This window comes from Pseudomonas sp. OE 28.3, assembly GCF_014268205.2.
Taxonomy (GTDB): Bacteria; Pseudomonadota; Gammaproteobacteria; order Pseudomonadales; family Pseudomonadaceae; genus Aquipseudomonas; species Aquipseudomonas edaphica.
In genome coordinates this window covers 5,665,667-5,689,634 of sequence record NZ_CP077082.1, presented here as the reverse complement: position 1 = coordinate 5,689,634, position 23,968 = coordinate 5,665,667, and the positions used below count along the sequence as shown (strand labels likewise).

General features: G+C 61.0%; 21 protein-coding genes. 13 read left to right on the top strand and 8 right to left on the bottom strand.

What is annotated here, in order from left to right; genetic code table 11:
* Positions 1–95 precede the first annotated feature (95 nt).
* A complete protein-coding gene (locus tag HU759_RS25565; RefSeq protein ID WP_138452827.1) occupies positions 96–971 on the bottom strand; it encodes a LysR family transcriptional regulator in 876 nt (291 codons plus the stop codon).
* A 114-nt stretch (positions 972–1,085) separates the two neighbouring features.
* Here HU759_RS25565 and HU759_RS25560 point away from each other — a divergent pair, with 114 nt between their 5' ends.
* Genes HU759_RS25560 through catA form a run of 3 tightly spaced genes read left to right on the top strand, consistent with a single transcriptional unit; the run spans position 1,086 to position 3,487 of the window.
* Positions 1,086–2,213: a muconate cycloisomerase family protein gene (locus tag HU759_RS25560; RefSeq protein WP_177034588.1), complete on the top strand. Its 1,128-nt coding sequence runs from the start codon at positions 1,086–1,088 to the stop codon at positions 2,211–2,213.
* A 12-nt stretch (positions 2,214–2,225) separates the two neighbouring features.
* The gene (gene catC / locus HU759_RS25555) at positions 2,226–2,516 is read left to right on the top strand and encodes a muconolactone Delta-isomerase (RefSeq protein WP_017137960.1); all 291 of its coding nucleotides are present in this window, start codon (positions 2,226–2,228) and stop codon (positions 2,514–2,516) included.
* Positions 2,517–2,557: 41 nt separating this feature from the next.
* Complete coding sequence (catA, locus tag HU759_RS25550; protein ID WP_186618050.1) at positions 2,558–3,487, top strand: catechol 1,2-dioxygenase; 930 nt, start codon at positions 2,558–2,560, stop codon at positions 3,485–3,487.
* Positions 3,488–3,653: 166 nt separating this feature from the next.
* Here catA and HU759_RS25545 read toward each other — a convergent pair whose 3' ends face one another.
* On the bottom strand, positions 3,654–4,127 hold the full coding sequence (locus HU759_RS25545; protein WP_003176072.1) for an Lrp/AsnC family transcriptional regulator: 474 nt from the start codon (positions 4,125–4,127) through the stop codon (positions 3,654–3,656).
* A gap of 145 nt (positions 4,128–4,272) precedes the next feature.
* Here HU759_RS25545 and kynU point away from each other — a divergent pair, with 145 nt between their 5' ends.
* Together kynU and HU759_RS25535 are read left to right on the top strand one after the other, a co-directional pair.
* A complete protein-coding gene (gene kynU / locus HU759_RS25540) occupies positions 4,273–5,523 on the top strand; it encodes a kynureninase (RefSeq protein WP_186618051.1) in 1,251 nt (416 codons plus the stop codon).
* Positions 5,524–5,718: 195 nt separating this feature from the next.
* The gene (locus HU759_RS25535) at positions 5,719–7,119 is read left to right on the top strand and encodes an amino acid permease (protein ID WP_186618052.1); all 1,401 of its coding nucleotides are present in this window, start codon (positions 5,719–5,721) and stop codon (positions 7,117–7,119) included.
* On the opposite strand, the gene HU759_RS25530 is transcribed toward HU759_RS25535, so the two are convergent.
* The gene (locus HU759_RS25530; protein ID WP_186618053.1) at positions 7,071–7,955 is read right to left on the bottom strand and encodes a LysR substrate-binding domain-containing protein; all 885 of its coding nucleotides are present in this window, start codon (positions 7,953–7,955) and stop codon (positions 7,071–7,073) included. The two genes, HU759_RS25535 and HU759_RS25530, sit on opposite strands and share 49 nt — an antisense overlap.
* Positions 7,956–8,145: 190 nt before the next feature.
* Between HU759_RS25530 and HU759_RS25525 the strand changes: the two genes are divergently transcribed.
* From HU759_RS25525 to HU759_RS25510, 4 genes are all read left to right on the top strand, one after another.
* Positions 8,146–8,910, top strand: a complete 765-nt coding sequence (locus HU759_RS25525; protein ID WP_017137954.1) for a sulfite exporter TauE/SafE family protein — start codon at positions 8,146–8,148, stop codon at positions 8,908–8,910.
* A 49-nt stretch (positions 8,911–8,959) separates the two neighbouring features.
* Positions 8,960–9,856 carry a LysR family transcriptional regulator gene (locus tag HU759_RS25520; protein WP_017137953.1) on the top strand — a complete coding sequence of 299 codons (897 nt, stop codon included), beginning with the start codon at positions 8,960–8,962 and terminating at the stop codon, positions 9,854–9,856.
* 103 nt (positions 9,857–9,959) lie between these two features.
* Positions 9,960–10,853 (top strand): NAD-dependent epimerase/dehydratase family protein, encoded by an 894-nt coding sequence (locus HU759_RS25515; RefSeq protein ID WP_099549433.1) that lies wholly within the window; start codon positions 9,960–9,962, stop codon positions 10,851–10,853.
* 197 nt (positions 10,854–11,050) lie between these two features.
* Positions 11,051–12,496, top strand: a complete 1,446-nt coding sequence (locus tag HU759_RS25510) for a SulP family inorganic anion transporter (RefSeq protein ID WP_186618056.1) — start codon at positions 11,051–11,053, stop codon at positions 12,494–12,496.
* Here HU759_RS25510 and HU759_RS25505 read toward each other — a convergent pair whose 3' ends face one another.
* Positions 12,497–12,889, bottom strand: a complete 393-nt coding sequence (locus HU759_RS25505) for a lysozyme inhibitor LprI family protein (protein WP_099549435.1) — start codon at positions 12,887–12,889, stop codon at positions 12,497–12,499.
* Positions 12,890–13,136: 247 nt separating this feature from the next.
* On the opposite strand from HU759_RS25505, the gene HU759_RS25500 reads away from it, so the two are divergent.
* The 4 genes from HU759_RS25500 to HU759_RS25485 are packed head-to-tail and all read left to right on the top strand — an operon-like array spanning position 13,137 to position 17,236.
* Positions 13,137–14,486, top strand: a complete 1,350-nt coding sequence (locus HU759_RS25500; protein ID WP_225933009.1) for a gluconate:H+ symporter — start codon at positions 13,137–13,139, stop codon at positions 14,484–14,486.
* Between the two features lie 26 nt (positions 14,487–14,512).
* A complete protein-coding gene (locus HU759_RS25495) occupies positions 14,513–15,373 on the top strand; it encodes a MurR/RpiR family transcriptional regulator (protein ID WP_017137948.1) in 861 nt (286 codons plus the stop codon).
* 1 nt (position 15,374) lies between these two features.
* Positions 15,375–16,838, top strand: a complete 1,464-nt coding sequence (locus HU759_RS25490) for a D-aminoacylase (RefSeq protein WP_186618058.1) — start codon at positions 15,375–15,377, stop codon at positions 16,836–16,838.
* Between the two features lie 29 nt (positions 16,839–16,867).
* Positions 16,868–17,236, top strand: a complete 369-nt coding sequence (locus HU759_RS25485; RefSeq protein ID WP_017137946.1) for a glyoxalase superfamily protein — start codon at positions 16,868–16,870, stop codon at positions 17,234–17,236.
* A gap of 204 nt (positions 17,237–17,440) precedes the next feature.
* Here HU759_RS25485 and HU759_RS25480 read toward each other — a convergent pair whose 3' ends face one another.
* From HU759_RS25480 to HU759_RS25465, 4 genes are all read right to left on the bottom strand, one after another.
* Positions 17,441–19,360 carry a methyl-accepting chemotaxis protein gene (locus HU759_RS25480; protein ID WP_170040499.1) on the bottom strand — a complete coding sequence of 640 codons (1,920 nt, stop codon included), beginning with the start codon at positions 19,358–19,360 and terminating at the stop codon, positions 17,441–17,443.
* Positions 19,361–19,535: 175 nt separating this feature from the next.
* Positions 19,536–21,362: a CocE/NonD family hydrolase gene (locus HU759_RS25475; protein ID WP_138451941.1), complete on the bottom strand. Its 1,827-nt coding sequence runs from the start codon at positions 21,360–21,362 to the stop codon at positions 19,536–19,538.
* A gap of 19 nt (positions 21,363–21,381) precedes the next feature.
* Positions 21,382–22,809 (bottom strand): AbgT family transporter, encoded by a 1,428-nt coding sequence (locus HU759_RS25470; protein ID WP_138451939.1) that lies wholly within the window; start codon positions 22,807–22,809, stop codon positions 21,382–21,384.
* 109 nt (positions 22,810–22,918) lie between these two features.
* Positions 22,919–23,815, bottom strand: coding sequence for a LysR family transcriptional regulator (locus tag HU759_RS25465; RefSeq protein ID WP_170040502.1), 897 nt, complete (start codon positions 23,813–23,815; stop codon positions 22,919–22,921).
* Positions 23,816–23,968: the final 153 nt, after the last annotated feature.

Below are 23,968 nucleotides of genomic sequence, written 5' to 3'. Positions count from 1 at the left end.
CGATAGCGGTGGACCCGTTGGCATCCTGGTTAACTGACCCACCGCTATCGCAGGCAAGCCAGATCCCACAGGGGAATTGCGGTGTTTGGAGGGTTTCAGATCAACTCCTCAACCAACTGCAAACAATGACTCAGCCCTGGCGACTGATCATTCACTCGCCTGCTCAGGATAATCGGCGAGGTCGCAGTGGCTTCCACAATCGGCGTGTAGCCGATATCCGCCCGGTGCAACACCTGCACCGAGGCCGGCACCAGCGTCACGCCCATTCCCGCGCCCACCAGCCCGATGGCCGTCTGCAACTCGTTGGTCCACTGCACCACCTTGAGGCTCAAGCCATGGGCGTCGAACAGCGCGATCACATGGTCGGCATAGCTGGGGCGCGGGTTGCCGGGGTAGAGCACAAACGGCTCTGCGGCCAATTGCGCGAGGGTGGCGGGCGCGCCCAGCAGCGAGTGGCCGGCGGGCAATACGGCCACCAGTCGATCTTCCACCAGCACGCGCTGGACGATGGCCGGGTCGTCGATGCGAATGCGCCCGAAACCCACATCAATGCGCCCGGCCTTGAGCGCCTCGACTTGCTGCAAGGTGGTCATCTCCGACAAGCCCAACTCCAGCTCCAGCGCCTCATGGTTGCGCAGCCGCCGTATCAACTCCGGCAGCACGCCGTACAGGGTCGATGGCGCAAAGCCGATGCCCAGCCAGGTCTTTTCGCCCTGGCCGATGCGCCGCGTGGTATCGCAAACCTTGGCCAGTTGTTCCAGCAGCACATTGGCGTGCTCATAGAAAAATCGCCCGGCTTCGGTCAGCCGCAACGGGCGGCCGCGTTCCAGCAACATCACGCCCAGTTCATCCTCCAGTTGCTGGATCTGCCGGCTCAATGGCGGCTGGGCAATGTGCAGGCGAACGGCTGCGCGGGTGAAGTTGAGGGTTTCACCCAGCACCTGGAAATAGCGAAGATGACGCAGTTCCATGACGGTTCCTTTTATACCTTGAGGGTATCGTGCGAGACCCATTCTATATTGGAAGCCTTTAAAGATACGGCACAGAATCGGCTCAAATCTATAAAGAACCCAACGGGTATAGCCATGCCGATTTGCGCCATCGAGTCGATCGAGACCATCATCGTCGACCTTCCCACCATTCGCCCGCACAAGTTGGCGATGCACACCATGCAAAACCAGACGTTGGTGATCATCCGCCTGCGCTGCGCCGACGGCATTGAAGGCATCGGTGAGTCCACCACCATCGGCGGTTTGAGCTACGGCAACGAAAGCCCGGACAGCATCAAGGTCAACATTGACCGTCACTTCGCGCCGCTGCTGATTGGCCAGGACGCGAGCAATATCAACGCGGCCATGTTGCGCCTGGAGCGCAGCATTCGCGGTAATACCTTTGCCAAATCCGGCATCGAAAGCGCCTTGCTCGATGCACTGGGCAAACGCCTGAACCTGCCGGTGAGCGAACTGCTCGGCGGGCGTGTACGTGACGCCTTGCCGGTGGCCTGGACCTTGGCCAGCGGCAACACCGAACAGGACATCGCCGAGGCCGAAAAGATGCTCGACCTGCGCCGTCATCGCCTCTTCAAGTTGAAGATCGGCGCTGGAGAGGTCAATCGCGACCTGGCCCATGTGATCGCGATCAAAAAAGCCCTGGGCGAGCGTGCCAGTGTGCGTGTCGACGTCAACCAGGCCTGGGACGAAGCCGTGGCCCTGCGCGCCTGCAAGGTGCTGGGCGATAACGGCATTGACCTGATCGAGCAGCCGATTTCGCGCAACAACCGTGGCGGCATGGCCCGGCTCAACCTGTCGAGCCCGGCGCCGATCATGGCCGATGAATCCATTGAATGTGTCGAAGACGCCTTCAACCTGGCCCGCGAAGGCGCGGCTTCGGTGTTCGCGCTCAAGATAGCCAAAAACGGCGGCCCACGGGCGGTGTTGCGCACCGCCGCGATTGCCGAGGCGGCGGGCATCGGCTTGTACGGCGGCACCATGCTCGAAGGCGGCATCGGCACATTGGCGTCGGCGCATGCCTTTCTCACGCTGAACACGCTGGTGTGGGGCACCGAACTGTTCGGCCCACTGCTGCTCACCGAAGACATTCTCACCGAACCGCCGGTGTACCGCGATTTCGAGCTGCATGTCTCCACCGCACCGGGCCTGGGCCTGGCCATTGATGAAGAACGCTTGGCGTTCTTGCGTCGTGACAAACACTAAGAGGCGCCTGCCATGTTGTTCCACGTAAAAATGACCGTGAACCTGCCGCTGGACATGAACCCCGAGCGCGCCGCCACCCTCAAGGCCGAGGAGAAAGCCCTGGCGCAGCGCCTGCAACAGGAGGGCAAATGGCGCCACTTGTGGCGAATCGCCGGGCACTACGCCAACTACAGCGTGTTCGATGTCGACAGCGTGCAAGACCTGCACGACCTGCTGATGCAACTGCCGCTTTTTCCCTACATGGCCATCGAAGTGAACGCCCTGTGCCGCCACCCTTCGTCGATCCATGAGGACGACCGTTGAGCCTGTTTTGCACCCAATAATTACAAGATGAGGATTGCACCATGTCCATCCGACTGTCCCAGACTGCCCATGCCCAGGCGTTTCTCGAAGAAGCCAGCGGCAACCATAACGACGGCGGCAACCCGCGCGCCAAGGCGCTGATCTACCGGATCCTGCGCGATACGGTAAACATCATCGAAGACCTGGAAGTGACCCCGGAAGAGTTCTGGAAGGCGGTCAATTACCTCAATGAATTGGGTAAAAATCAGGAGGCGGGTTTGCTGGCTGCCGGCTTGGGCCTGGAGCATTACCTGGACTTGCTGATGGACGCTGCGGACGAAGAGGCCGGCAAATCCGGCGGTACGCCACGCACCATCGAAGGCCCGCTGTACGTGGCCGGCGCGCCGCTGAGCCAATACGAAGCGCGGCTGGACGATGGCAAGGACGACGCAGTGCCGCTGTTTATGCGCGGGCAAGTGCGCGACACCGACGGCAAGCCGTTGGCGGGTGCGATTGTGGATGTGTGGCAGGCCAACACGGGTGGCACCTATTCGTGGTTTGACCCAACGCAATCGGAGTTCAACCTGCGTCGGCGCATTGAGACCGATGCCCAGGGCAACTACCGGTTCCGCAGCATCGTGCCGTCGGGCTACGGTTGCCCGCCGACCGGGCCGACTCAGCAGTTGCTCGACCAGTTGGGTCGCCACGGGCAGCGGCCGGCGCATATTCACTTCTTCATCTCGGCGCCGGGGCACCGGCACCTGACCACGCAGATCAACCTGTCGGACGACCCGTACCTGCATGATGATTTTGCCTACGCGACGCGCGATGAGTTGATCGCCGAGATTCGCTTTAGTGACGATCAGCAATTGGCGCGCGAGTTTGGGGTGCAAGGGCGGTTTGCGCAGATTGATTTTGACTTTGAGTTGCAACTGGCAGACGCGCCGGTAGAGCAAAAACGCATGCAGCGCGTTCGCGCCCTCGAAGACTGATTAAACGCGGTCAAAAAAATGTGGGAGCTGGCTTGTTGTGGCGAGCAAGCTTGCTTGCGCTGGGGTGCGAAGCGCCCCCAAAAAGCCGGCTCCAGCTGCGCTGTCGTACGGGAGCAAGCTCCCTCGCCACAACAAGCCAGCTCCCACAGGTTTTGTAGTGTTGCGGTTATTTGCGCACCACCAGATCCAACACCTCATCCCGGTCCTTGATCTTCTGCAACACAATCTCCGAACGAATATCCATCACCCCCGCCGTGCGGTTCAGGTGGTTCACGATAAAGTCGGAAAAGTGCTTGAGGTTGCGCGCCTGCACACGCAACACATAGTTGCTTGCACCCGTAATCACATAGGCACTGGCCACCTCCGGCCACCCCTGCACCTTCTTGATAAACGTCTCGTGCCAGTCCTCCACATCCTGGCGCAACGACAGGTGCACGATGGCCTCAAGCTCAATCCCCAGCTGCTCGGCATTCAACACGGCGCGGTAGCCGCTGATGATTCCTTCGCTCTCCAGCAGGCGCAAACGGCGCAGGCAGGCGGAGGGCGAGAGGGCGACTTTTTCCGCCAGTTCCTGGTTGCTGATGCGGCCATCCTGTTGCAAAAAATGCAGGAGGCGCAGGTCGGTGGCGTCGAGAATCATGGTTAGAATAAATCCGCGTATTTGGGGGTTAAATTCGAATTTCCTACAGCTTAATTAGCCTGTTACCCACCACTTTGCACGAAAATTCTCTAAAACTTCGTTCATTATTTGGTCCATCTTCACTTATAAAAAATCAGGACAACCCATGACCAACCGAAGCCACTGCCAAGCCCTCGATGCCCAGGACCCGCTGGCGCCACTGCGTCAGCAGTTTGCCTTGCCTGCGGGCGTGATCTACCTCGATGGCAACTCTCTGGGCGCCCGCCCGGTGGCGGCGATGGCGCGCGCCCAGCAGGTGATTGCCGAGGAGTGGGGCAATGGCTTGATTCGCAGCTGGAACAGCGCCGGTTGGGCGGATTTGTCCCAACGCCTGGGCAACCGCCTGGCGCCGCTGATCGGCGCGCGTGACGGTGAAGTGGTGATTACCGATACCACCTCGATCAACCTGTTCAAGGTGCTCAGCGCTGCCTTGAGCGTGCAGCGCCAACGCGAGCCTGCGCGCAAGGTGATTGTCAGCGAGGCGAGTAACTTTCCCACCGATTTGTACATCGCCGAAGGCCTGACCGAGTTGTTGCAACAGGGCTATTCCCTGCGGTTGGTCAACAGCCCGGACGAGCTGCCCCAAGCCATCGACCAGGACGTGGCGGTGGTGATGCTTACCCACGTCAATTACAAGACCGGCTACATGTACGACATGCAGGCGCTCACCGCCTTGAGCCACGAATGTGGCGCGCTGAGCATCTGGGACCTGGCGCATTCGGCGGGCGCGGTGCCCATCGACCTGAACAAGGCCGGTGCCGATTATGCGATCGGCTGCACCTACAAATACCTGAATGGCGGGCCGGGCTCGCAGGCGTTTGTGTGGGTCAACCCGGCGTTGGTGGATATGGTGCGCCAGCCGCTATCGGGTTGGTTTGGCCACACGCGCCAGTTCGCCATGGAAGCTCACTACGCGCCAAGCGCCGGCATCACGCGCTACCTGTGCGGCACGCAGCCGATCACGTCGTTGGCAATGGTCGAATGCGGCCTGGAGATTTTTGCCCAGACCGACATGGCCAGCCTGCGCAGCAAATCCCTGGCCTTGACCGACCTGTTTATCGCGCTGGTCGAAGCCCGTTGCGCCGCCCACAGGCTGGAGCTGATTACGCCGCGTGAGCATGCCCGGCGCGGAAGCCACGTGAGTTTCGAACACCCTGAAGGTTATGCGGTGATCCAGGCCTTGATCGCCCGTGGCGTGATCGGCGATTACCGTGAGCCGCGCATCATGCGCTTTGGGTTTACGCCGTTGTATACGAGCTTTACCGAGGTATGGGACGCCGTGGAGATCCTTGGCGAAATCCTCGACAACCACACCTGGGACCAACCCCAATTCAAAGTGCGCAACAGCGTCACTTAAGTACAACACGAATCAAAATGTGGGAGCTGGCTTGTTGTGGCGAGCAAGCTTGCTTGCGCTGGGGTGCGAAGCGCCCCCAAAAAGCCGGCTCCAGCTGCGCTGTCGAACGGGAGCAAGCTCCCTCGCCACAGCAAGCCAGCTCCCACAAGGTTCAGCGCCAGCCATAACCATCACAATAATAAAGGGGCACACCACGTGACCACGCCAGACAACGGCTTTGCAGAGATCACCCATCGCGAACTGGGCCTGAGGCGCCAGCTCACTTCCGGCCAGATGAGCATGATCGCCATCGGTGGCGCCATCGGCACGGGGCTGTTCATGGGCAGCGCCTACGCCATCGGTTATGCCGGGCCGAGTGTGCTGGTGAGTTACGCCATCGGTGCGTTGATCACCTTGCTGTTGATGGGCTGCCTGGCGGAGATGACCGTGGCGCACTCCACCTCGGGCTCGTTCGGTGCCTACGCCGAGTTCTACATCAGCCCGCTGGCCGGCTTTCTGGTGCGTTATGCCTACTGGGCGGCGATTGTGCTGGCAGTGGGCGCCGAGGTCACGGCGGTGGCGATGTACATGAAGTACTGGTTCGCCAACGTGCCGGAGTGGGTGTGGATCGTGTCGTTTTCCAGTGTGCTGATCCTGCTCAATGCCATCAGCGTAAAGACCTTCGGCAACTTCGAATACTGGTTCTCGACCATCAAGATCACCGCAATCGTCGGCTTCATCATCCTCGCGGTGTACGTGGTGTTCGGCTCCGGTAATCCTGATTATGGCGTGCAGAACTATACGGCCCACGACGGGTTTTTCCCCCATGGGCTGAGCGGCATGTGGATCGCAGTGATCGTGTCGATCTTCAGCTATCTGAGCGTAGAGATGATCGCCGTGGCCGCCGGTGAAGCCGCCGACCCGGAGCAAGCGGTGAAGAAGGCCTTTCGCGCCACCATCGTGCGGTTGGTGGTGTTCTACCTGCTGACCCTGGCATTGATGCTCGCCATCGTGCCGTGGAACCAGGCCGGCCAGACCCAGAGCCCGTTTGTTACGGTAATGCAGACCATTGGTATTCCCGGTGCCACCGGGGTGATGAATTTCGTGATCCTGATCGCCGCGTTGTCGGCGATGAACAGCCAGCTCTACATCACCACACGCATGATGTTCAGCCTGTCGCGTGCAGGTTTTGCGCCCAAGTCCATGGGCGCCTTGAGCAAGAGCGGCATTCCGCTGAACGCGTTGCTGCTGTCCAGCTCCGGCATTGCCCTGGCGACCTTGTTGAACGTGGTGTACCCGGAAAGCTCGTTCACCTTGATGATGGCGATTTCGATGTTTGGCGCGATCTTCACCTGGTTCATGATCTTCCTCACGCACCTGTTTTTTCGCCGTTATCGCAAGCGTCATGGCGGGCCGAAGCTGTCGTTCCAGCTGCGCCTGTTTCCCTACAGCACACTGCTGGGCCTGGTGCTGATGGGGGCGGTGATGATCACCACGTACTTCACCGAGGCCTTCAAGATGACGCTGGTGTTTGGCGTGCCATTCCTGATGATCCTGTCAGCGGTGTATTACGGGTTTTTCCGCAAGGCCAGGGCGTCGAACAAGGCTTTGGCGTAACCGGGCAATTGCTCGAAGGAGCGGGCGCATAACAGTAGTTTGCGACAGGCCCAGTCTTCGCTTAATGGCTGGGCTTTAATGCGCTTTTCTGTCGGCCAACGTTCCAATGCGGCCTGGGGCACGATGCCCAGGCCGGCGCCGCCGGCGACCATGCGGATCAACCCATCAAAACCCTCGGCGCGAATGCGTGTTTGCAGGCGAAAGCCTGCGTGCAATGCCTGTTCTTCCAGGTATACCGAAAGCGCGCTGTTGGCGGTCAGGCCTACATAATCGTATTGCAGGCTGTCGATGAAATTCGCCGTCGCCAACGGATGATCGAGGGGCATGATCAGCACCAGCGGGTCATCGCGAAACGGCAGGGTCTGCAAGCCGTGGGTGTCCACCGCATCGGAGATAATCCCCAGGTCTGCTGTGCCCTGGCGCAAGGCTTGGGTAATGCGCAGGCTGGGCAACTCCTGCAAGTCGATATCGAGGTTGGGGTGTTGGCGCAAAAAGTCCGCCAGCAGTTCCGGCAGGTATTCGCTCAGGGCGGTGGTGTTGCACAGCAGGCGCACCTGGCCTTTGATGCCCTGGGCGTATTCGGCCAGGTCCTGTTGCAGGTGCTCGGCCTGTTGCAACAGCAGGCGGGCGTGGCGGGCCAGGGCTTTGCCGGCGGGTGTTGGGCTGACGCCACGGCGGTTACGTTCGAGTAGCTCGATGCCCAGTGAGGCTTCCATCGCACGGATGCGCGCGCTGGCGGCGGCCAGGGACAAATGGCTTCGGGCGGCGCCGGCGGTGATGTTGCCGGTGTCGAGGGTGTGCAGGTAGAGGCGCAGGTCGATCAGGTCAAAGTGCATGGCTGAGGTTTCTCGAGTGACTTCACTGGCCTTATCGCAGGCAAGCCAGCTCCCACATTTTGCTTTGTGAACACAGTCCAATGTGGGAGCTGGCTTGCCTGCGATAGCTATTTAAGCCTCACGCAAAACAAGAGGCTACCTCAGTATATGGCGAATTTTCGACCTCAACGAAAGCCTGCAAAATCGCCTCATGACTACCTTCCTCGCGTTCTACCAAAACCTCGGCCCGGCCTTGACCCTGCTGGTGATCGGCACCTTCCTGCTGGCCGGCACCGTCAAGGGCGTGATCGGCCTGGGCCTGCCCACCGTGGCCATGGGCATGCTCGGCCTGGCTATGCTCCCGGCGCAGGCTGCGGCCTTGCTGATCATTCCATCCACAGTCACCAACCTCTGGCAACTGGCGTTCGGTGGCCACTTGAGCGCCTTGCTCAAGCGCCTGTGGCCAATGCTGCTGCTGATTTTTCTCGGCACCGGGCTTGGCACGTTGTGGCTGGGCACGGACGGCGGGCATTGGGTGGTTCGCGCGCTGGGTGGCGCCTTGCTGGTGTATGCGTTAAGTGGCTTGTTTTTGCCGACCTTCAAGGTGAAACCTAAAACCGAGCGCTGGCTTGGCCCGTTGTGCGGTCTGGTCACCGGCCTTATCACTTCGGCGACGGGCGTGTTCGTGATTCCGGCCGTGCCCTATCTGCAAGCCCTGGGTTTGAACCGCGATCAATTGGTGCAGGCGCTGGGGCTGGCGTTCACCGCTTCCACGTTGGCGTTGGCCGCAGCGCTGACCTGGCGTGGCACCCTGGGCGGTGGCGAAGTCAGCGCCTCGCTGTTGGCGCTGATACCCGCGTTGTTGGGGATGTGGCTGGGCCAGGTGTTGCGCCAGCGCATCAGCGCGGTGCTGTTCAAACGGGTGTTTTTCGTCGGCATGGCGCTGTTGGGGGGCCATCTACTGATCAGCGGCTGAGTGGCTGTTCACGGTGTAAGCTGTCGCGAACCGATTGAGAGGACACCCCGTGAAAGCCCGATCCGATGAGCTACAGATCTTCGTCAGCGTGATTGAGTGCGGCTCGATTTCGGCAGCCGCGGAGCAGGTCGGGCAGACGCCGTCGGCCGTCAGCCGCACCTTGTCGCGCCTGGAAGCCAAGCTCGACACCACGCTGATCAACCGCACCACGCGGCGCATGGACCTGACCGAGGAGGGCAAGTACTTTTTCGAGCAGGCCAAGCTGATCCTGGCGCAGATGGACGAGCTGGAAGAGCGCCTGTCGTCGCGCCAGAAGAACCCCGCCGGGCGTCTGCGCATCAATGCGGCCGTGCCGTTCATGCTGCATGGGATCGTGCCCTACATTGCCGAGTTTCGCAGCCTCTACCCGGATATCCAGCTGGAGCTGAACAGTGACGACCTGATCATCGACCTGCTGGAGCAGAGCACCGACATTGCCATCCGCATCGGTGCCCTGGCCGACTCGACCCTGCATGCGCGCTCGTTGGGTTGTACGCCGCTGCATATCCTCGCCAGCCCCGACTACCTCAAGCAGTTCGGCACGCCGAAGACGGTGGCCGAGTTGGTCGACCATACGCTGCTGGGCTTCACCCAGACCGAAACCCTCAACCACTGGCCGCTGCGCCACGTGGAAGGCGACCGCTGGCTGATCCAGCCAAGCATTGCCGCCTCCAGCGGCGAAACCGTGCGCCAACTGGCGCTGGAAGGCCAGGGCATTTGCTGCCTGTCGAACTTCATGACCAACGCCGACATCGATGCCGGGCGCCTGGTACCGGTGCTGGAAGCCTTCAACAGCGGCTATCGCCAGCCGATCCACGCGGTGTTCTACCGTAACTCGCAGTTGGCGCTGCGCATCCAGTGCTTCCTGGATTTCATTCAAACCAAGCTTGCGCGGTATGCCTGCTGATTCGTGACCTGTGCGCAAGATTGAATTGGGCAGCATGGGCTTATTCGGCAGGAATGAGTCCTTGATACTGGGCCTATCACTTACCCAGTCAGGAGCAACCTCCATGAACGTATTCGTCACCGGCGCAGCAGGGTTTATCGGCGGCTCCATCGCCACCGGCCTGGTCAAGGCCGGCCACACGGTCACCGGCCTGGTGCGCAGCGCCGAGCAAGCGGCTGAAATGACCGCCCTGGGCATCACGCCCGTGATCGGCACGCTGGATGACGCCGCCGTGTTGAGCGCACAGGCTTCTAAAGCTGATGCGGTGATCAATGCCGCGAGCAGCGACCATCGCGCTGCCGTGGAAACCTTGCTGGCCGCCTTGAAAGGTTCAAACAAGCCGTTCCTGCACACCAGCGGTTCGAGCATTGTCGGTGATGCTTCGGGCGGTAAATCCAGCGATGTCATCTACGTTGAAGACAACCTGCCGGAGCCGACCGTCGACAAGGCCGCGCGCGTGGCCATCGACAACCTGATCCTGGCGGCGGCCAAAGAGGGCGTGAACTCGGCGGTGATCTGCAATACCTTGATCTACGGCCACAGCCTGGGCGTGAAGCGTGACAGCGTGCAGTTGCCACGACTGCTCAAGCAAGCGCGCAAAAGTGGTGTGGTACGGCATGTGGGCACTGGCCAGAACATCTGGTCCAACGTGCATATTGAAGATGTGGTAGCCCTGTATCTGCTGGCGCTGACCAAGAACGTCCCGGGCACGTTCTACTTTGTGGAAAGCAGCGAAGCGGCGTTTGTCGACATGACCACCGCGATTGCCCAAGCCCTGAACCTGGGCGAGCCGCAGGATTGGCCATTGGCTGAGGCTGAGGCTGAGTGGGGCTATGAAATGGCCAACTATGGCCTGGGTTCCAACAGCCGGGTGCGTGGCAAACATGCGCGTGAGTTGCTGGGCTGGGCGCCGACGCGCACGTCGGTGGTGGAGTGGATTCGCAACGAGATGGTGTGATGTTCGCTTAGTACCGCGGCGTTGCCATCGCAGGCAAGCCAGCTCCCACACTTGAATGTATTCGCAATTCAAAATGTGGGAGCTGGCTTGCCTGCGATGAAGGCGACTCGGTTCATGTGTTGTTACACATTACTGGCCCCACCGACCGCAATTCCGTACCATCCCCCGCCATATCCCTCGCTACTCCCTGGTACCTCATGAACCTCACCCGTCTGCGCGCCGATGCCCTGGCTGGCCTCACCACGTCTTTCGCACTGCTGCCCGAATGCATCGCCTTTGCCCTGGTGGCTCACCTCAACCCGCTGATGGGCCTCTACGGCGCCTTTATCATCTGCACGCTCACGGCCTTGTTCGGCGGCCGGCCGGGCATGGTCTCGGGCGCCGCGGGTTCGATGGCGGTGGTGATCGTGGCGCTGGTGGTGCAACACGGCGTGGAATATTTGCTCGCGACCGTGCTGCTGGGCGGGCTGATCATGGTTGCGTTCGGCCTGCTACGCCTGGGCAAACTGGTGCGCATGGTGCCGCACTCGGTGATGCTCGGGTTCGTCAACGGCCTGGCGATCATCATTGCGCTGGCGCAGCTGGAGCATTTCAAAAGCGGTGAAACCTGGCTGAGCGGCACGCCGTTGTATGTGATGAGCGGGCTGGTGGTGGCAACCATGGCGATTGTTTACCTGCTGCCACGCCTGACCCGCGCCGTGCCGCCCGCGCTGGTGGCGATTTTGGGCGTCGGCCTGGCTGTTTACCTGCTTGGCCTGCCAACCCGCACGTTGGGCGACATGGCCCACATCGCCGGCGGCCTGCCAACCTTCGCGTTGCCGCAAATCCCGTGGACCCTGGAAACCCTCGGCATCATTGCGCCTTACGCGTTCCTGATGGCGATGGTCGGCCTGCTGGAAACCCTGCTGACCCTGAACCTCACCGACGAAATCACCGAAACCCGTGGCTACCCCGACCGCGAAAGCGTGGCCCTGGGCGCGGCGAATATGGTCTCGGGCCTGTTTGGCGGCATGGGCGGTTGCGCGATGATCGGGCAAACCGTGATCAACTTGAGCTCTGGCGGGCGCGGGCGTTTCTCCGGGGTGTTCGCCGGGGTGATGATCCTGTTGTTTATTCTGTTTTTGTCGCCGCTGATTGAGCGTATTCCGCTCGCGGCTTTGGTCGGCGTGATGTTCGTGGTGTCCCAGCAGACCTTTGCCTGGGCGTCGCTGCGGGTGATCAACAAGGTGCCGGTCAACGACGTGTTGGTGATTATTGCGGTAACGGTGATTACCGTGTTCACCGACCTGGCGACCGCCGTGCTCTGCGGTATCGTGATTGCGGCGCTGAACTTCGCCTGGCAACAGGCCCGTGAGCTGTATGCCGATGAGCATCTGGAAGCCGACGGCAGCAAGCTGTATCGCCTGCACGGCACGCTGTTCTTTGCCTCGACCACGCCGTTTTTGAACCAGTTCGACCCGGCCAACGACCCGGCCCAGGTGACGCTCGATTGTCGTCACCTGAGCTTTGTCGACTATTCAGCGACTGCAGCGCTGATGACTTTGCGCGAGCGCTACACCAAGGCCGGCAAGCAATTGCGCGTGCTGCATTTGTCGGAGCGCTGCAAGAAGCTGCTCAAGCGCGCCCGCGTGCATCACGACTGATTACAGCGGCAGCATATTTTCCAGTTCCTGGGCGCGGGTGCGGGTCATGTCCAGCATGCAGCCGATGCCATTGACCTGATCGATGGTGCCACCAGTCGCTGAGCCGATGAAGCCGCAGTTGGCGTCTCGGTACTTGATCCACAGGCGCTGTACGTCCTGCAGTTGCTGCTTCTGTTTGCCTTCCTGAAGCGCAAGGACGTCTTTGTAGGCCTTGTTCAGGCGCGCGTCCTGGATCTTGGCTTCGGTGGCGTTGCAGCTGACCATGTCCGCCGTGGTGTTGGCGCCATCCAGGCATTTTTTCAACGCCGGGCTGTCATCGGCCCAAGCGCTGCCGCAAAAGGCCAGCAGCAGTGCGCTGGCGGCGAAAGGAACAAGCAGGGTCTTGCGCTTCATTGTTGGTTTTCCTGGTTGTGGATAGGCCTGTCATCTGAGACTCGGCCCTGGCAACTGAGTTTCCGCACGCAAAAAACTTCATGTAAGAACACCCCCCGGATTTTCATCGGCTGGCGTTGGGCATGTCCCAAAGCGACAGCGCTTATCTGTGGGCGAAAATTACTTTCATAAAAATTGAAAATTACACCCGGTAATGATTTATGAGTTTCACAACCAATTCGACGTGACCCTTTCCAAGGAGTACCGCATGGCCGCACCACTGGGCTTTGGGCTGTTGGCATACGCTGCCATCGCCATCATTGCATTGATCGTGCTGATTGCACGCTACCGACTCAACCCGTTTATCGTCATCACGTTGGTGTCTATCGGCCTGGCCTTGATGGCCGGCATGCCGGCCGACACGATCATGGGCTCGTACGAGGCGGGCGTCGGCAAGACCCTTGGGCATATCGCCCTGGTGGTGGCGTTGGGCACCATGCTTGGCAAGATGATGGCCGAATCCGGCGGTGCCGAGCAGGTGGCGCGCACGCTGATCAACCGTTTCGGCGAGCGCAACGCGCATTGGGCGATGGTGTGTATTGCGTTCCTGGTGGGGCTGCCGCTGTTTTTCGAGGTCGGTTTTGTGTTGCTGGTGCCGATCGCCTTTACCGTGGCGCGGCGTGTGGGCGTGTCGATCCTGATGGTCGGCTTGCCGATGGTCGCCGGTCTGTCGGTGGTACACGCGCTGGTGCCGCCACACCCGGCGGCGATGATGGCGGTGCTGGCCTATAACGCGTCGGTGGGGCAGACCGTGCTGTACGCGATTCTGATCGGCATTCCCACGGCGATCATCGCCGGCCCCGTGTACGCCAAGTTCATCGTGCCACGCATCCACCTGCCGGCGGAAAACCCGTTGGAACGCCAGTTTATCGAGCGCGAGCCGCGTACACGTTTGCCAAGTTTCGCCCTGACCATGGGCACCATCTTGCTTCCGGTGGTGCTGATGATGATCGGCGGTTGGGCCAACGTGATTTCCACTCCGGGCACTGGTTTCAATCAATTCCTGCTGTTTATCGGCAACTCGGTGATTGCGCTGCTGGTCGCCACGCTGGTGAGCTTCTGGACCTTGGGCCTGGCCCAGGGCTTCAACCGCGAATCGATCCTCAAGTTCACCAATGAATGCCTGGCGCCGACCGCCAGCATCACCTTGCTGGTGGGCGCAGGCGGCGGTTTGAACCGCATCCTGGTGGACGCGGGCGTGACCAATGAGATTCTTGGTCTGGCGCATGCCTTCCACCTGTCGCCGCTGGTGATGGGTTGGTTGTTTGCCGCATTGATGCGCATCGCTACCGGCTCGGCCACCGTGGCCATGACCACGGCCTCGGGTGTGGTCGCGCCCGTCGCCATGGGCCTGGGTTATCCACACCCTGAATTGTTGGTGCTGGCGACCGGTGCGGGTTCGGTGATCTTTTCCCACGTCAACGACGGCGGCTTCTGGCTGATCAAGGAATACTTCAATATGACGGTGATCCAGACCTTCAAGACCTGGACCGTGTTGGAGACTTTGATTTCGGTGGTCGCGTTTGGTCTGACTTACGGCCTTTCTCTTGTTTTATAAGCCTCATTTTTTAAGCCGGAGCCGCCATGGACATCCTCTACCAGATCCGCGCCCGTCAGGATTCGTTCAGCGCCGGTGAAGGCCGTATCGCCAAGCTGATGCTCGATGACGTGGGCTTTGCCGCGTCGGCCAGCCTGGAAGCGTTGTCGCAACGGGCCGAGGTCAGCACGGCAACTTTGTCGCGTTTTGCTCGCAGTGTCGGTTGCCGCGATTTACGTGATTTGCGCCTGCAATTGGCCCAGGCCAGTGGCGTGGGCAGTCGTTTTCTGGACCCGGCCGGGTTGCCGGAGCAGTCGGCCTTTCACCGGCAGATTCTGGGGGACATCGAAGCGACGTTGCGTCAGCACCTGTCGGGGTTTAACCAGGCCAGTTTTGTTGATGCGGTCAGCCTGTTGGGCAAGGCGCGGATGATTCACGCGTTTGGCATGGGCGGCCCATCGAGCCTGTGCAGTGACGAATTGCAGGTGCGCCTGGTACGCCTGGGCTACCCGATTGCCGCCAGCCATGACCCGGTGATGATGCGGGTCACGGCGGCCACTTTAGGCCCGGAGCAGGCGCTGATCGTGTGCTCGCTCACCGGGCTGACGCCAGAACTGTTGGACGTCGTGAAACTGGCGCGTAGCTACGATGCCCCCATCATCGCCATCACCCTGGCCGACTCACCCCTGGCCGAATTGGCGGATGTATTACTGCCGCTGCAACCGGCCGAAACCAGTTTTATCTACAAGCCCACCGCGGCGCGCTACGGCATGCTGTTGGCCATCGACCTGCTCGCCACCGAACTGGCGCTGGCCCTGCCGGACGACAACCAGGAACGCCTGCGCCGGATCAAGCTGGCCCTCGACGATTATCGCGGCGGCCCCGACAGCCTGCCGCTTGGAGACTGATATGAAGTACGACACGCTGATCCGCCAGGCGCTGATCATTGATGGCAGCAACACGCCGGGCTATGTCGCCGATGTGGGGCTGCGCGCCGGGCGCATCGAGACGATCGGCGACTTGTCGAGCGCAACCGGCGAGCATGAAGTCGACGCCAGTGGCCGCGTGTTGGCGCCGGGTTTTATCGACGTGCACACCCACGATGACACGGTGGTGATCCGCCACCCGCAGATGCTGCCCAAGCTCAGCCAGGGCGTTACCACGGTGATTGTCGGCAACTGCGGCATCAGCGCATCGCCGGTGAGTTTACGTAGCGATCCGCCGGACCCGATGAACCTGCTGGGGGCGCGTGAGGCATTCGCTTATCCACGTTTTGCCGACTATCGTGCTGCCGTGGAAAGTGCTCATCCGGCAGTCAACGTTGCCGCTTTGATCGGCCACACCGCCTTGCGCAGCAACCATATGGACGACCTGCACCGCACCGCCACGCCCAGTGAAATTGCCGCCATGCGTGTGCAGTTGCAGGAGAGTCTGCAGGCGGGTGCCCTCGGTTTATCCACAGGCCTGGCCTACGCCAGCGCGTTTAATGCCGAGACCGATGAAGTGCTGCAGCTCAGTGAAGAACTCACGGCGTTTGGTGCGGTGTACACCACGCATTTGCGCAGCGAATTCGAACCGGTACTGGAGGCGATGGACGAGGCGTTTGTGATTGGCCGACATGCGCAGGCACCGGTGATCATTTCCCACCTCAAGTGCGCCGGTGCGGGCAATTGGGGGCGCAGTCCGCAACTGTTGGCATCGTTGGAATTGGCAGCGCAAACCCATCCGGTCGGGTGTGATTGCTATCCCTATGCCGCCAGCTCGTCGACGCTGGATTTGAAGCAGGTCACCGACGCGTTTCGTATCACTATTACCTGGTCAACACCGCACCCGGAGGTCGGCGGGCGCGACTTGCAGGACATCGCGGCGCAGTGGGAGGTTTCGCTGATGGATGCGGCACGTCGCCTGCAACCGGCAGGGGCCGTGTATTACGGAATGGATGAGGCGGATGTACGGCGTATTCTTGCGCATCCGTTGTCGATGGTGGGTTCGGATGGTTTGCCGGAAGACCCGTTTCCCCATCCACGTTTGTGGGGCGCATTTCCACGGGTGCTGGGGCACTTCAGCCGGGATGTGGGGTTGTTTCCACTGCACACGGCGGTGCACAAGATGACCGGGTTGTCGGCGGCGCGTTTTGGGCTGGTCGAGCGTGGAGAAATTCGTGAAGGGCACTGGGCCGACCTGGTGTTGTTCGACCCGTTGCGCGTGCGTGATGTGGCGGATTTCAAAGAACCGCAACGCGCTGCCGAGGGGATTGATGGCGTGTGGGTCAATGGCGTGCTGAGTTATAGCGATGGGCAGGCCAATGGTCATCGGCCGGGGCGATTCCTTGCGCGCAATGGGGATTTGCGTGGCGGGTTTTCGTCCCTATAGTGGGTGCCTTCATACACGGAGCGGTTGCCATGCACTTAGGAAAAGTCACCCCGATTTTGCGGATCTTCGACGAGGCCAAGGCGTTGGAGTTCTACGTCGACTTCCTGGGGTTCAAGGTTGACTGGCAGCACCGTTTCGAGGCGAATTTCCCGTTGTATCTGCAAGTGTCGCTGGGCGAGTGCGTGCTGCATTTGTCCGAGCACCATGGCGATGCTTCGCCGGGCTCGGCGGTGCGGATTCAGGCGCAAGGCGTGGACGGCTACCAGCAGCAGTTGCTGGCCAAGGACTACCGGTATGCCAAGCCTGGGGTTGAAGAAACGCCTTGGGGCTCGCGGGAGATGAGCATCAAGGACCCGTTTGGGAATCGACTGGTGTTTGTTGAGGAAGGCGAGGGCTGAGAGCCAAGGGACTCAAGGCAAGCCGAGTATGTCTAAGTTTGCCTGTGGCGAGGGAGCTTGCTCCCGTTGGGCTGCGCAGCAGCCCCAAGGCATTCACTGCGCTCCCAACTTAAAATATCGATCAACTTCAGTAGGGGCCGCTGCGCGACCCAGCGGGAGCAAGCTCCCTCGCCACAGAGTTTGTGCGTAGTCAGCGTTGGGTTTTTACACCCGGAAATGACTGACCATCTGCTGCAACTGGCTGCCCAAACGCGCCAGTTCCACGCTCGATTTAGCCGTCTCGTCACTCGCAGTAGCCGTTTGCTCCGACACATCGCGCACGTTCACAATGCTGCGGCTGATCTCTTCAGCCACGGCGCTCTGCTGCTCGGCGGCCGCTGCAATCTGCTGGTTCATCGACTGGATATTCGACACGGTACGCGTGATGTTCTCCAGCGACACACCGGCCTTGCGCGTCAGCTCGACGCTGCTGTCGGTGAGGCTGCGGCTGTTATTCATCACCGTGGCCACTTGCTGGGTGCCGTTCTGCAAACCGGCGACCAGGCCTTCGATTTCTTCGGTGGATTTTTGTGTGCGCTGGGCCAGGCCGCGCACTTCGTCAGCCACCACGGCAAAACCACGACCGGCTTCACCGGCACGCGCCGCTTCAATCGCCGCGTTGAGCGCCAACAGGTTGGTCTGTTCGGCCACGGCCTTGATCACGTCCATCACGCTGCCGATCTTGTTGCTCTCTTGTTGCAGGTGCGTCATGGCGTCGGTGGAGCGCGCCACTTCGGCGGCCAGGCGCTCGATCTGGGCGATGGCCTCGGCCACCACTTTGTCGCCGGCGCGGGCTTGGCCATCGGCATCGGCGGCGGCCAGGGACGCTTGCTCGGCGTTGCGCGCGACTTCCTGCACGGTGGCAGTCATCTCATGCATCGCGGTGGCGACTTGATCGGTTTCGATTTTCTGGCTGTTCACGCCGGCACTGGTCTGCTCGGTCACGGCCGAGAGTTCTTCGGCGGCGCTGGCGATCTGGGTTACGCCGTCACGAATGCCGCTGATCAGCTCACGCAGGGTAGTGCCCATGCGCTGGATACCTTGCTGCAATACGCCGAGTTCATCGCGGCGGGTCACCTGGATGTTGTGGCTCAGGTCACCGGAAGCGATGCGTTCCACCACGGCCAGGGTGTCCTGGATCGGGCGAGTGATCTGGCGGGTAATGACCAGCGCCGCGATGATGCCGACCAACAACGCCAGCAAGGTGCTGATCAATTGCAGGCTGCGGGCCTGGGTGCTTTCGGCGTCGCGGCGATCGAGCTGAATGTCGTACAGCTTGTCGCTGATGGTGACGATATCGGCACCCTGGGTGGTCATTTCGGCGCGCGCAGTGACGATGTTGGCGTTGGCAGCCTTGTAGCTCTGTACGGCGCTGCGATAGGCACCGAGTGCGGTTTCCAGCGACGTCAGTGCGCTTTGTTGGCTGGTGCCAAACGCGGCGCTGAGGCTTTTCAAACCGGCGATGGCTTTTTCGATTTGTGCAGCGGCGCGGGCTTCGGTTTCTGCGCTGGGGGAGTTGGTGTAGCCGCGCACTTCATAGCGCGCCAGGTGGAACTCTTCCTTGGCGTGCGTCACGGCCTGGTACTGGGTGAAGCGCTCCGGGCTGTCGGGCGCTTGCTGCACGCTGGCTTCCAGTGCGTCGATCTGCCCGTTGGCGATATCGGCCTTGTCGCCCATCACTTGGCGCGCGGCATTGCCGTTACGGTAGGCCTCACGCATTTTGTTCAGCGACTGCTGGTAAGCCGTGATGACGGCTTTCTGCTCGGTGAGCAGCTTGCGGTTTTCCGGGCTCTTGAAGCTGTCCAGCAGTTTCTGTTGCTGGGCGGCGAAGGCGTCGAGGCTGGTCTGGACGTTCTGTGCCACGGCTTCGTCGCCATTGGCGAGCATGTATTGCAGGCGCACGATGCGCAGCTTGGTCAGGGACGCGTTGAGCTGGGTGATGTCGCTCATCCAGTTGCTACGGTCAATCAAGCCGCCCAGGCTGGTCCAGCCGGTCAGGGCCAGGATCGAGGTGAGGACCAGCACCAGGCCAAAGCCCAGGCCGAGTTTGAGGTTGACGCTGATGTTGCCGAACCAGCTATTCATCGAATGCTCCGCAAGAATGATGTGTGTCTGCTGGACGGTGTTGTTGTTTGAGCCAGCCAAAGTTTGTACGGGGGTATCGGCGGCAGGCGATGATTCTGAAATACATTTCTTACGGGTGCGACGAAGGGTCGCTGTTGCCTGGCAGCAACGGCGGCCCCGCAGGCTCCCAGCAGGCTTATAGTGCGGTAGCGGGCACCACGGTGAGTCTGAGGCACGACGCGGCACCCGCGCTCAGGTGCACAGTGTTGCGTGCCACCCTTGAATGGTGGGCCTGGCCAGAAGGCTCACCACTGTTGGGGTTAACGTCAAACCTGGGGAAGTTGCTGCTGGCAATATCCAGGCGCAGTCGATGGCCGCGCTTGAACAGGTTGCAGGTGGCGAAGGGCTCGATCGTGACCTTTACCCGTTTGCCCGGTGTCAGTGCCGTCGGCTGCTCCCAGGAGTCTCGATAGCGACAACGGCGGATGCCGTCGGTGATGTTCATCGCAAAACCATCGGGGTAGTCGGCACTGGGCGGGTACAGGTCGATCAGCTTGGCGGTGAAGTCGGTGTCGGGTGCATCGCTGTCTATCCATAACTCGATCTGTACATCACCTGCGACAATCAAGTCTTCAATGAGCGGCTCGGTAAGGAAGCTCAGCACATCTTTGCGCTCGCTCAGAGGGCGGTTGTCGCCACGGGTGCCGAAGAAGTCGGCACGCTCACGTTGGTCGAAAGCGCCGCCCACGAAGATGGGGGCGCCGGAGGTCAGCGCACCGCCGAGGGTCGGGACCGGACAGGCCGGGTCGGCGAGGTAGCTCAAGCACGCGTCGGTTGCGTCTGGTGCAGTGCCGCTCAGTTGCCCTTGAGCCGTCAAGTAGAGCGTCTGCACCCGGCTGCCTGGCAGCGGCCATTGCGTCGATTGCAACCAGCGTCCGCCGTGTTGCAGTCGGCCGTCAGGGTCACGTTGGCCGCTGCCGCCCCCCATCAGAAATACCTGCACGCTGGCCTTGGGCGCGTGAGGCGAGGGTTTGAGCGATTGTTCGAACCACGCCAGGCGACAGCTCAGCCAGTTCTGATCGACCTGGCCATCGAATGCTGCCTGCGGCCCGAACTCGACGTCGCCGCTGTGGCTGATATTGCGGTCACCGTGCAGCCATGGCCCCATCACCAGCCGCTGGTGGGCCGAGGTGTTTTGCCTGAAGGCGCTGTAGTTGGCCAGGGTGGAGCTGACATAGGCGTCATACCAACTGGACATGAACAACACTGGAATGTCGGGCAGTTGCCGATAGTAGCCCTCGGCATAGATGCCGGACGTGCGCCAATACTCACTGAATGTGCCCTTGGCCCACTGCTCCAGCACGTAGGCCTCGTATTCCGGCACATGGCGCAAAGGTGACTGGCCGGGTTGCCAGGGCATCCGCGTAAACCAATGATGGATATCTTCCTGCTCCAGTGCTTGGCGAACCTGTGGATCGGCCAAGGCTGCTGGGCTTTCCTTGGCCTGGCGAAAGGCCCAGGTGGCCTGCTTGAGTTCGAACGCGCCACCCTGGCGAATCCCGCACTGATAGGCGTTGGCGAAGCCGCCGCTGTCGAGCACCATGCTGCTCAAGCCCGGTGGGTGCAGACAGGCCATCGCCAGTTGGGTATGCGCGGCGTAAGACAGGCCCATGCTGCCGATCTTGCCGTTGCACCACGGCTGGCGGACGATCCAGGCAAGCGTGTCGAAACCGTCCTCGCCCTCAGCGGTGTATTTGGTAAACACGCCTTCAGAGGCATAGCGGCCCCGGCAGTCCTGAAAGATTGCGACAAAGCCTTGGTCGGTAAAGCGTGCCGCCATCTGTTCTCGAGAGATGTGCTGGCCGTCGAGTTGTTTTTCCGAGCGAGAGGGTTTGCTCTTGTCGTAGGGCGTGCGTTCAATGACCACCGGGAAAGGGCCGCAGCTGCCTGTCGGCAAATAGATATCGGTGGCCAGGTGGATGCCGTCGCGCATCGGGATCATGTGGTTGTGCAGGGTTTGCATGGGGAAAACACTCATTGACTCAGTACCCGCTCGTGACCGCGATAGCCAGCAACACCATCGCCAGTACGGCGTAGATCAGAAACAGCGGCAGGATGTAGCGCGCCCATTGGCCCCAACCGACATTGGCGGTGGCCAGCAACACCAGCAGGCCACTGGAGGTTGGGGTGATCATGTTGGTCAGGCCATTGCCCATCAGAAACGCGAATACAGTGGTCTGCGGGCTGACGCCGGAGAGTTGGCCCAGCGGGCCGAAGATCGGCATGGTCACCGCCGCCTGGCCCGAGGTGGACGGGATCAACACGTCCAGCCCCAGTTGTGCGAAGAACATGCCGTAGGCCGACACAATCGGGCCGTGGTCGCCTACCAGGTTGGCCAGGGTGTGGACGATGGTGTCGAGCACTTGGCCGGTACTGAGGATGATTTCCACGGCGGTGGCCAGGCCGATCAGCACGCCGGCAATCAGCACCTTCTTCATGCCATCGACAAAGGCACTGGCGGCGACACTCGCACCTAGCCCGGCAATCACACTGAACGCCACCGTCAGCAACAGGTAAAACGCCGACAGCTCATGGTACTTCCAGCCCCAGCGGTTGGAGGCGTAGACCAGAAAACCGATGCCGCTCAGCAGCACAGTCAGGTTGATCAAGTGGCGCGTGGGCAAGGGTTTATGTTCGAACGTAATCTGCGCTGTCGCATCAAAACCGTGCTTGCGGATACTCCACAGCACGAAGGCAATCCCCACCAGCAGAAAGCTGCAGTAAGCCAGTACGCGCATGCTTAAACCGCTGAATATCGGCAGCCCGACCATCGGCTGAGCGACGGACAGCGCCACGGGATTGGAGATTGAAGCGAGGTAGCCGATCTTCACCGAGATCGTGACGATAGCCAGCCCGATCAGGTTCGACAGCCCCAGCCGGTTGGCCATGGCGACCATCAGCGGCACGATCAGAATAAACTCCTTGGCCAGGCCCATGAACGTGCTGCCCGCCGAGAACACCAGCATCAGGCTCGGCACCAGCACGTAGATGTTGCCGCGGGTCAGGCCCAGTAAACGCTCCAGTCCGGCGTCGATCACCCCGGCCTTGTTCAGTACGCCAAACATGCCGCCGATGAACAGCACCATGAAGATCAGCGCTGCACGTTTCTCGATGCCTTGGGGGATGGCCATGAAACCTTCGACCAGCGACACCGGGCGGGCCACGGTATCGCCGGCCTTGCGTGGCTCCAGCGCGAACAATTGGCCCAGGCTGTCGTGTTTCTCCAGCACCTGATAAGAGCCGGGTACTACCAGCCCGTTCTGACGCTCGAACTTGCCCGAGTTCACCGCATAGGTGAAGGCCACGGCGAGCAAGACGATGCTCAGCAGGATGATGGCCGGGTTGATCTGTTTGCGTTGCGTGGGTTTTTCCACCGCCGCCGCTGTGGAGAAATTCTGTGATTCGCTCATGCTGGCTGCCCCGGCGTTTGCCGTTGTTGTTATGGGGGAGTGACGCGTGTGGAGCGGACACTAGGGCAAAGTTTTGGCGGCGACAACGTTATGCGCAGGGTGGGTCGGGCTATGCGTTTTGTGCGTTCAAGCGCTGCTTGAGATGCTCGGCAAACGCTGTGACCACCTGTGGGCGTGGCTCATTGGCGCGATAGGCCAGGCCGAAAGTGTAAGGCAGTGCAGGGCGAAAAGGCCGGGTCACGATCGGCAGGTGCAGGAAGTGGCTGGCGAGCAAACCGTTGACGATCGACACCCCCAGGCCTTCGGCGACAAAGCTGCATGCCGCGCCTACCGAATGTACTTCGACCCGCACTTGCGGCGTGAGGTTGGCAGCGCGAAACACCTGGTTCAACTCAGCCCGTAAAGCCCGTTGTCGGCCGAGCATCACCAACGGCACATTGCGCAAGTGCTGCACCTCGATACAGGCGTGGCGAGTCAGTGGGTGGTCGGCGGGCATCACGCACACGCCTTCGGTTTGCAGCACGGGCTCGATGTCGAAGTCGGGAATTTCCGTTGGCAGGCGCACAAAACCAAGGTCGGCGGACCGGTCGAGTACGGCGCGCTCGATCATGTCGTAAGAGCCGGTCAGCAACTCGACCACGATGTCGTCATGGCTCTTGAGAAACTCCGCGACGATTCGTGGCAAAAGCTCTTGGGTCATGCTGGTGGGCACCCCGACCTTGAGCAGGCTTTTGCGCGAGCGGCCCACGCGCATTTCGTCTGCCAGGCGTTGGATACGCTGCATGCCGTCTACCAGGCCGGCGACTTCGGTCAGTAACTCTTCCGCTTCTGCGGTGGCCATCAGGCGACCTTTTTTGCGCAGAAACAATACGAAACCCAACGCCTCCTCCAGCTGACTCAACAGGCGGCTGACGGCCGATTGCGACAGGCCCATGCGTGTTGCTGCGCCGATGGTCGAACCGGTGGACATGATCGCCTTGAAGGCTTCGAGCTGCTTGAGATTCACCGTGATTTTCCTGTCGGTTGCGAGGGGTTGGCGGTGCTTTGCGCATAGCCTGATGCGCATCTCGCATAACGTTGTGGGGCTTTCGACGAGCCGTTAGTGTCCGCTCCAACGCGAGGTGCCGTCCAGTGTGTCGCGCGGTGGAACTGCCCATAA

Bases quoted from the DNA above. Each gene is read 5' to 3' on its own strand.
- HU759_RS25545 (WP_003176072.1), bottom strand. From the start codon at position 4,127: ATGATTCTCGACGCCACCGACCTGCGCCTCCTGCATTTTTTGCAACAG.
- HU759_RS25515 (WP_099549433.1), top strand. From the start codon at position 9,960: ATGAACGTATTCGTCACCGGCGCAGCAGGGTTTATCGGCGGCTCCATC.
- HU759_RS25510 (WP_186618056.1), top strand. From the start codon at position 11,051: ATGAACCTCACCCGTCTGCGCGCCGATGCCCTGGCTGGCCTCACCACG.
- catA (WP_186618050.1), top strand. From the start codon at position 2,558: ATGTCCATCCGACTGTCCCAGACTGCCCATGCCCAGGCGTTTCTCGAA.
- HU759_RS25560 (WP_177034588.1), top strand. From the start codon at position 1,086: ATGCCGATTTGCGCCATCGAGTCGATCGAGACCATCATCGTCGACCTT.
- HU759_RS25495 (WP_017137948.1), top strand. From the start codon at position 14,513: ATGGACATCCTCTACCAGATCCGCGCCCGTCAGGATTCGTTCAGCGCC.
- HU759_RS25475 (WP_138451941.1), bottom strand. From the start codon at position 21,362: ATGCAAACCCTGCACAACCACATGATCCCGATGCGCGACGGCATCCAC.
- HU759_RS25505 (WP_099549435.1), bottom strand. From the start codon at position 12,889: ATGAAGCGCAAGACCCTGCTTGTTCCTTTCGCCGCCAGCGCACTGCTG.
- HU759_RS25525 (WP_017137954.1), top strand. From the start codon at position 8,146: ATGACTACCTTCCTCGCGTTCTACCAAAACCTCGGCCCGGCCTTGACC.
- kynU (WP_186618051.1), top strand. From the start codon at position 4,273: ATGACCAACCGAAGCCACTGCCAAGCCCTCGATGCCCAGGACCCGCTG.
- HU759_RS25530 (WP_186618053.1), bottom strand. From the start codon at position 7,955: ATGCACTTTGACCTGATCGACCTGCGCCTCTACCTGCACACCCTCGAC.
- HU759_RS25485 (WP_017137946.1), top strand. From the start codon at position 16,868: ATGCACTTAGGAAAAGTCACCCCGATTTTGCGGATCTTCGACGAGGCC.
- HU759_RS25565 (WP_138452827.1), bottom strand. From the start codon at position 971: ATGGAACTGCGTCATCTTCGCTATTTCCAGGTGCTGGGTGAAACCCTC.
- HU759_RS25500 (WP_225933009.1), top strand. From the start codon at position 13,137: ATGGCCGCACCACTGGGCTTTGGGCTGTTGGCATACGCTGCCATCGCC.
- HU759_RS25480 (WP_170040499.1), bottom strand. From the start codon at position 19,360: ATGAATAGCTGGTTCGGCAACATCAGCGTCAACCTCAAACTCGGCCTG.
- catC (WP_017137960.1), top strand. From the start codon at position 2,226: ATGTTGTTCCACGTAAAAATGACCGTGAACCTGCCGCTGGACATGAAC.
- HU759_RS25470 (WP_138451939.1), bottom strand. From the start codon at position 22,809: ATGAGCGAATCACAGAATTTCTCCACAGCGGCGGCGGTGGAAAAACCC.
- HU759_RS25490 (WP_186618058.1), top strand. From the start codon at position 15,375: ATGAAGTACGACACGCTGATCCGCCAGGCGCTGATCATTGATGGCAGC.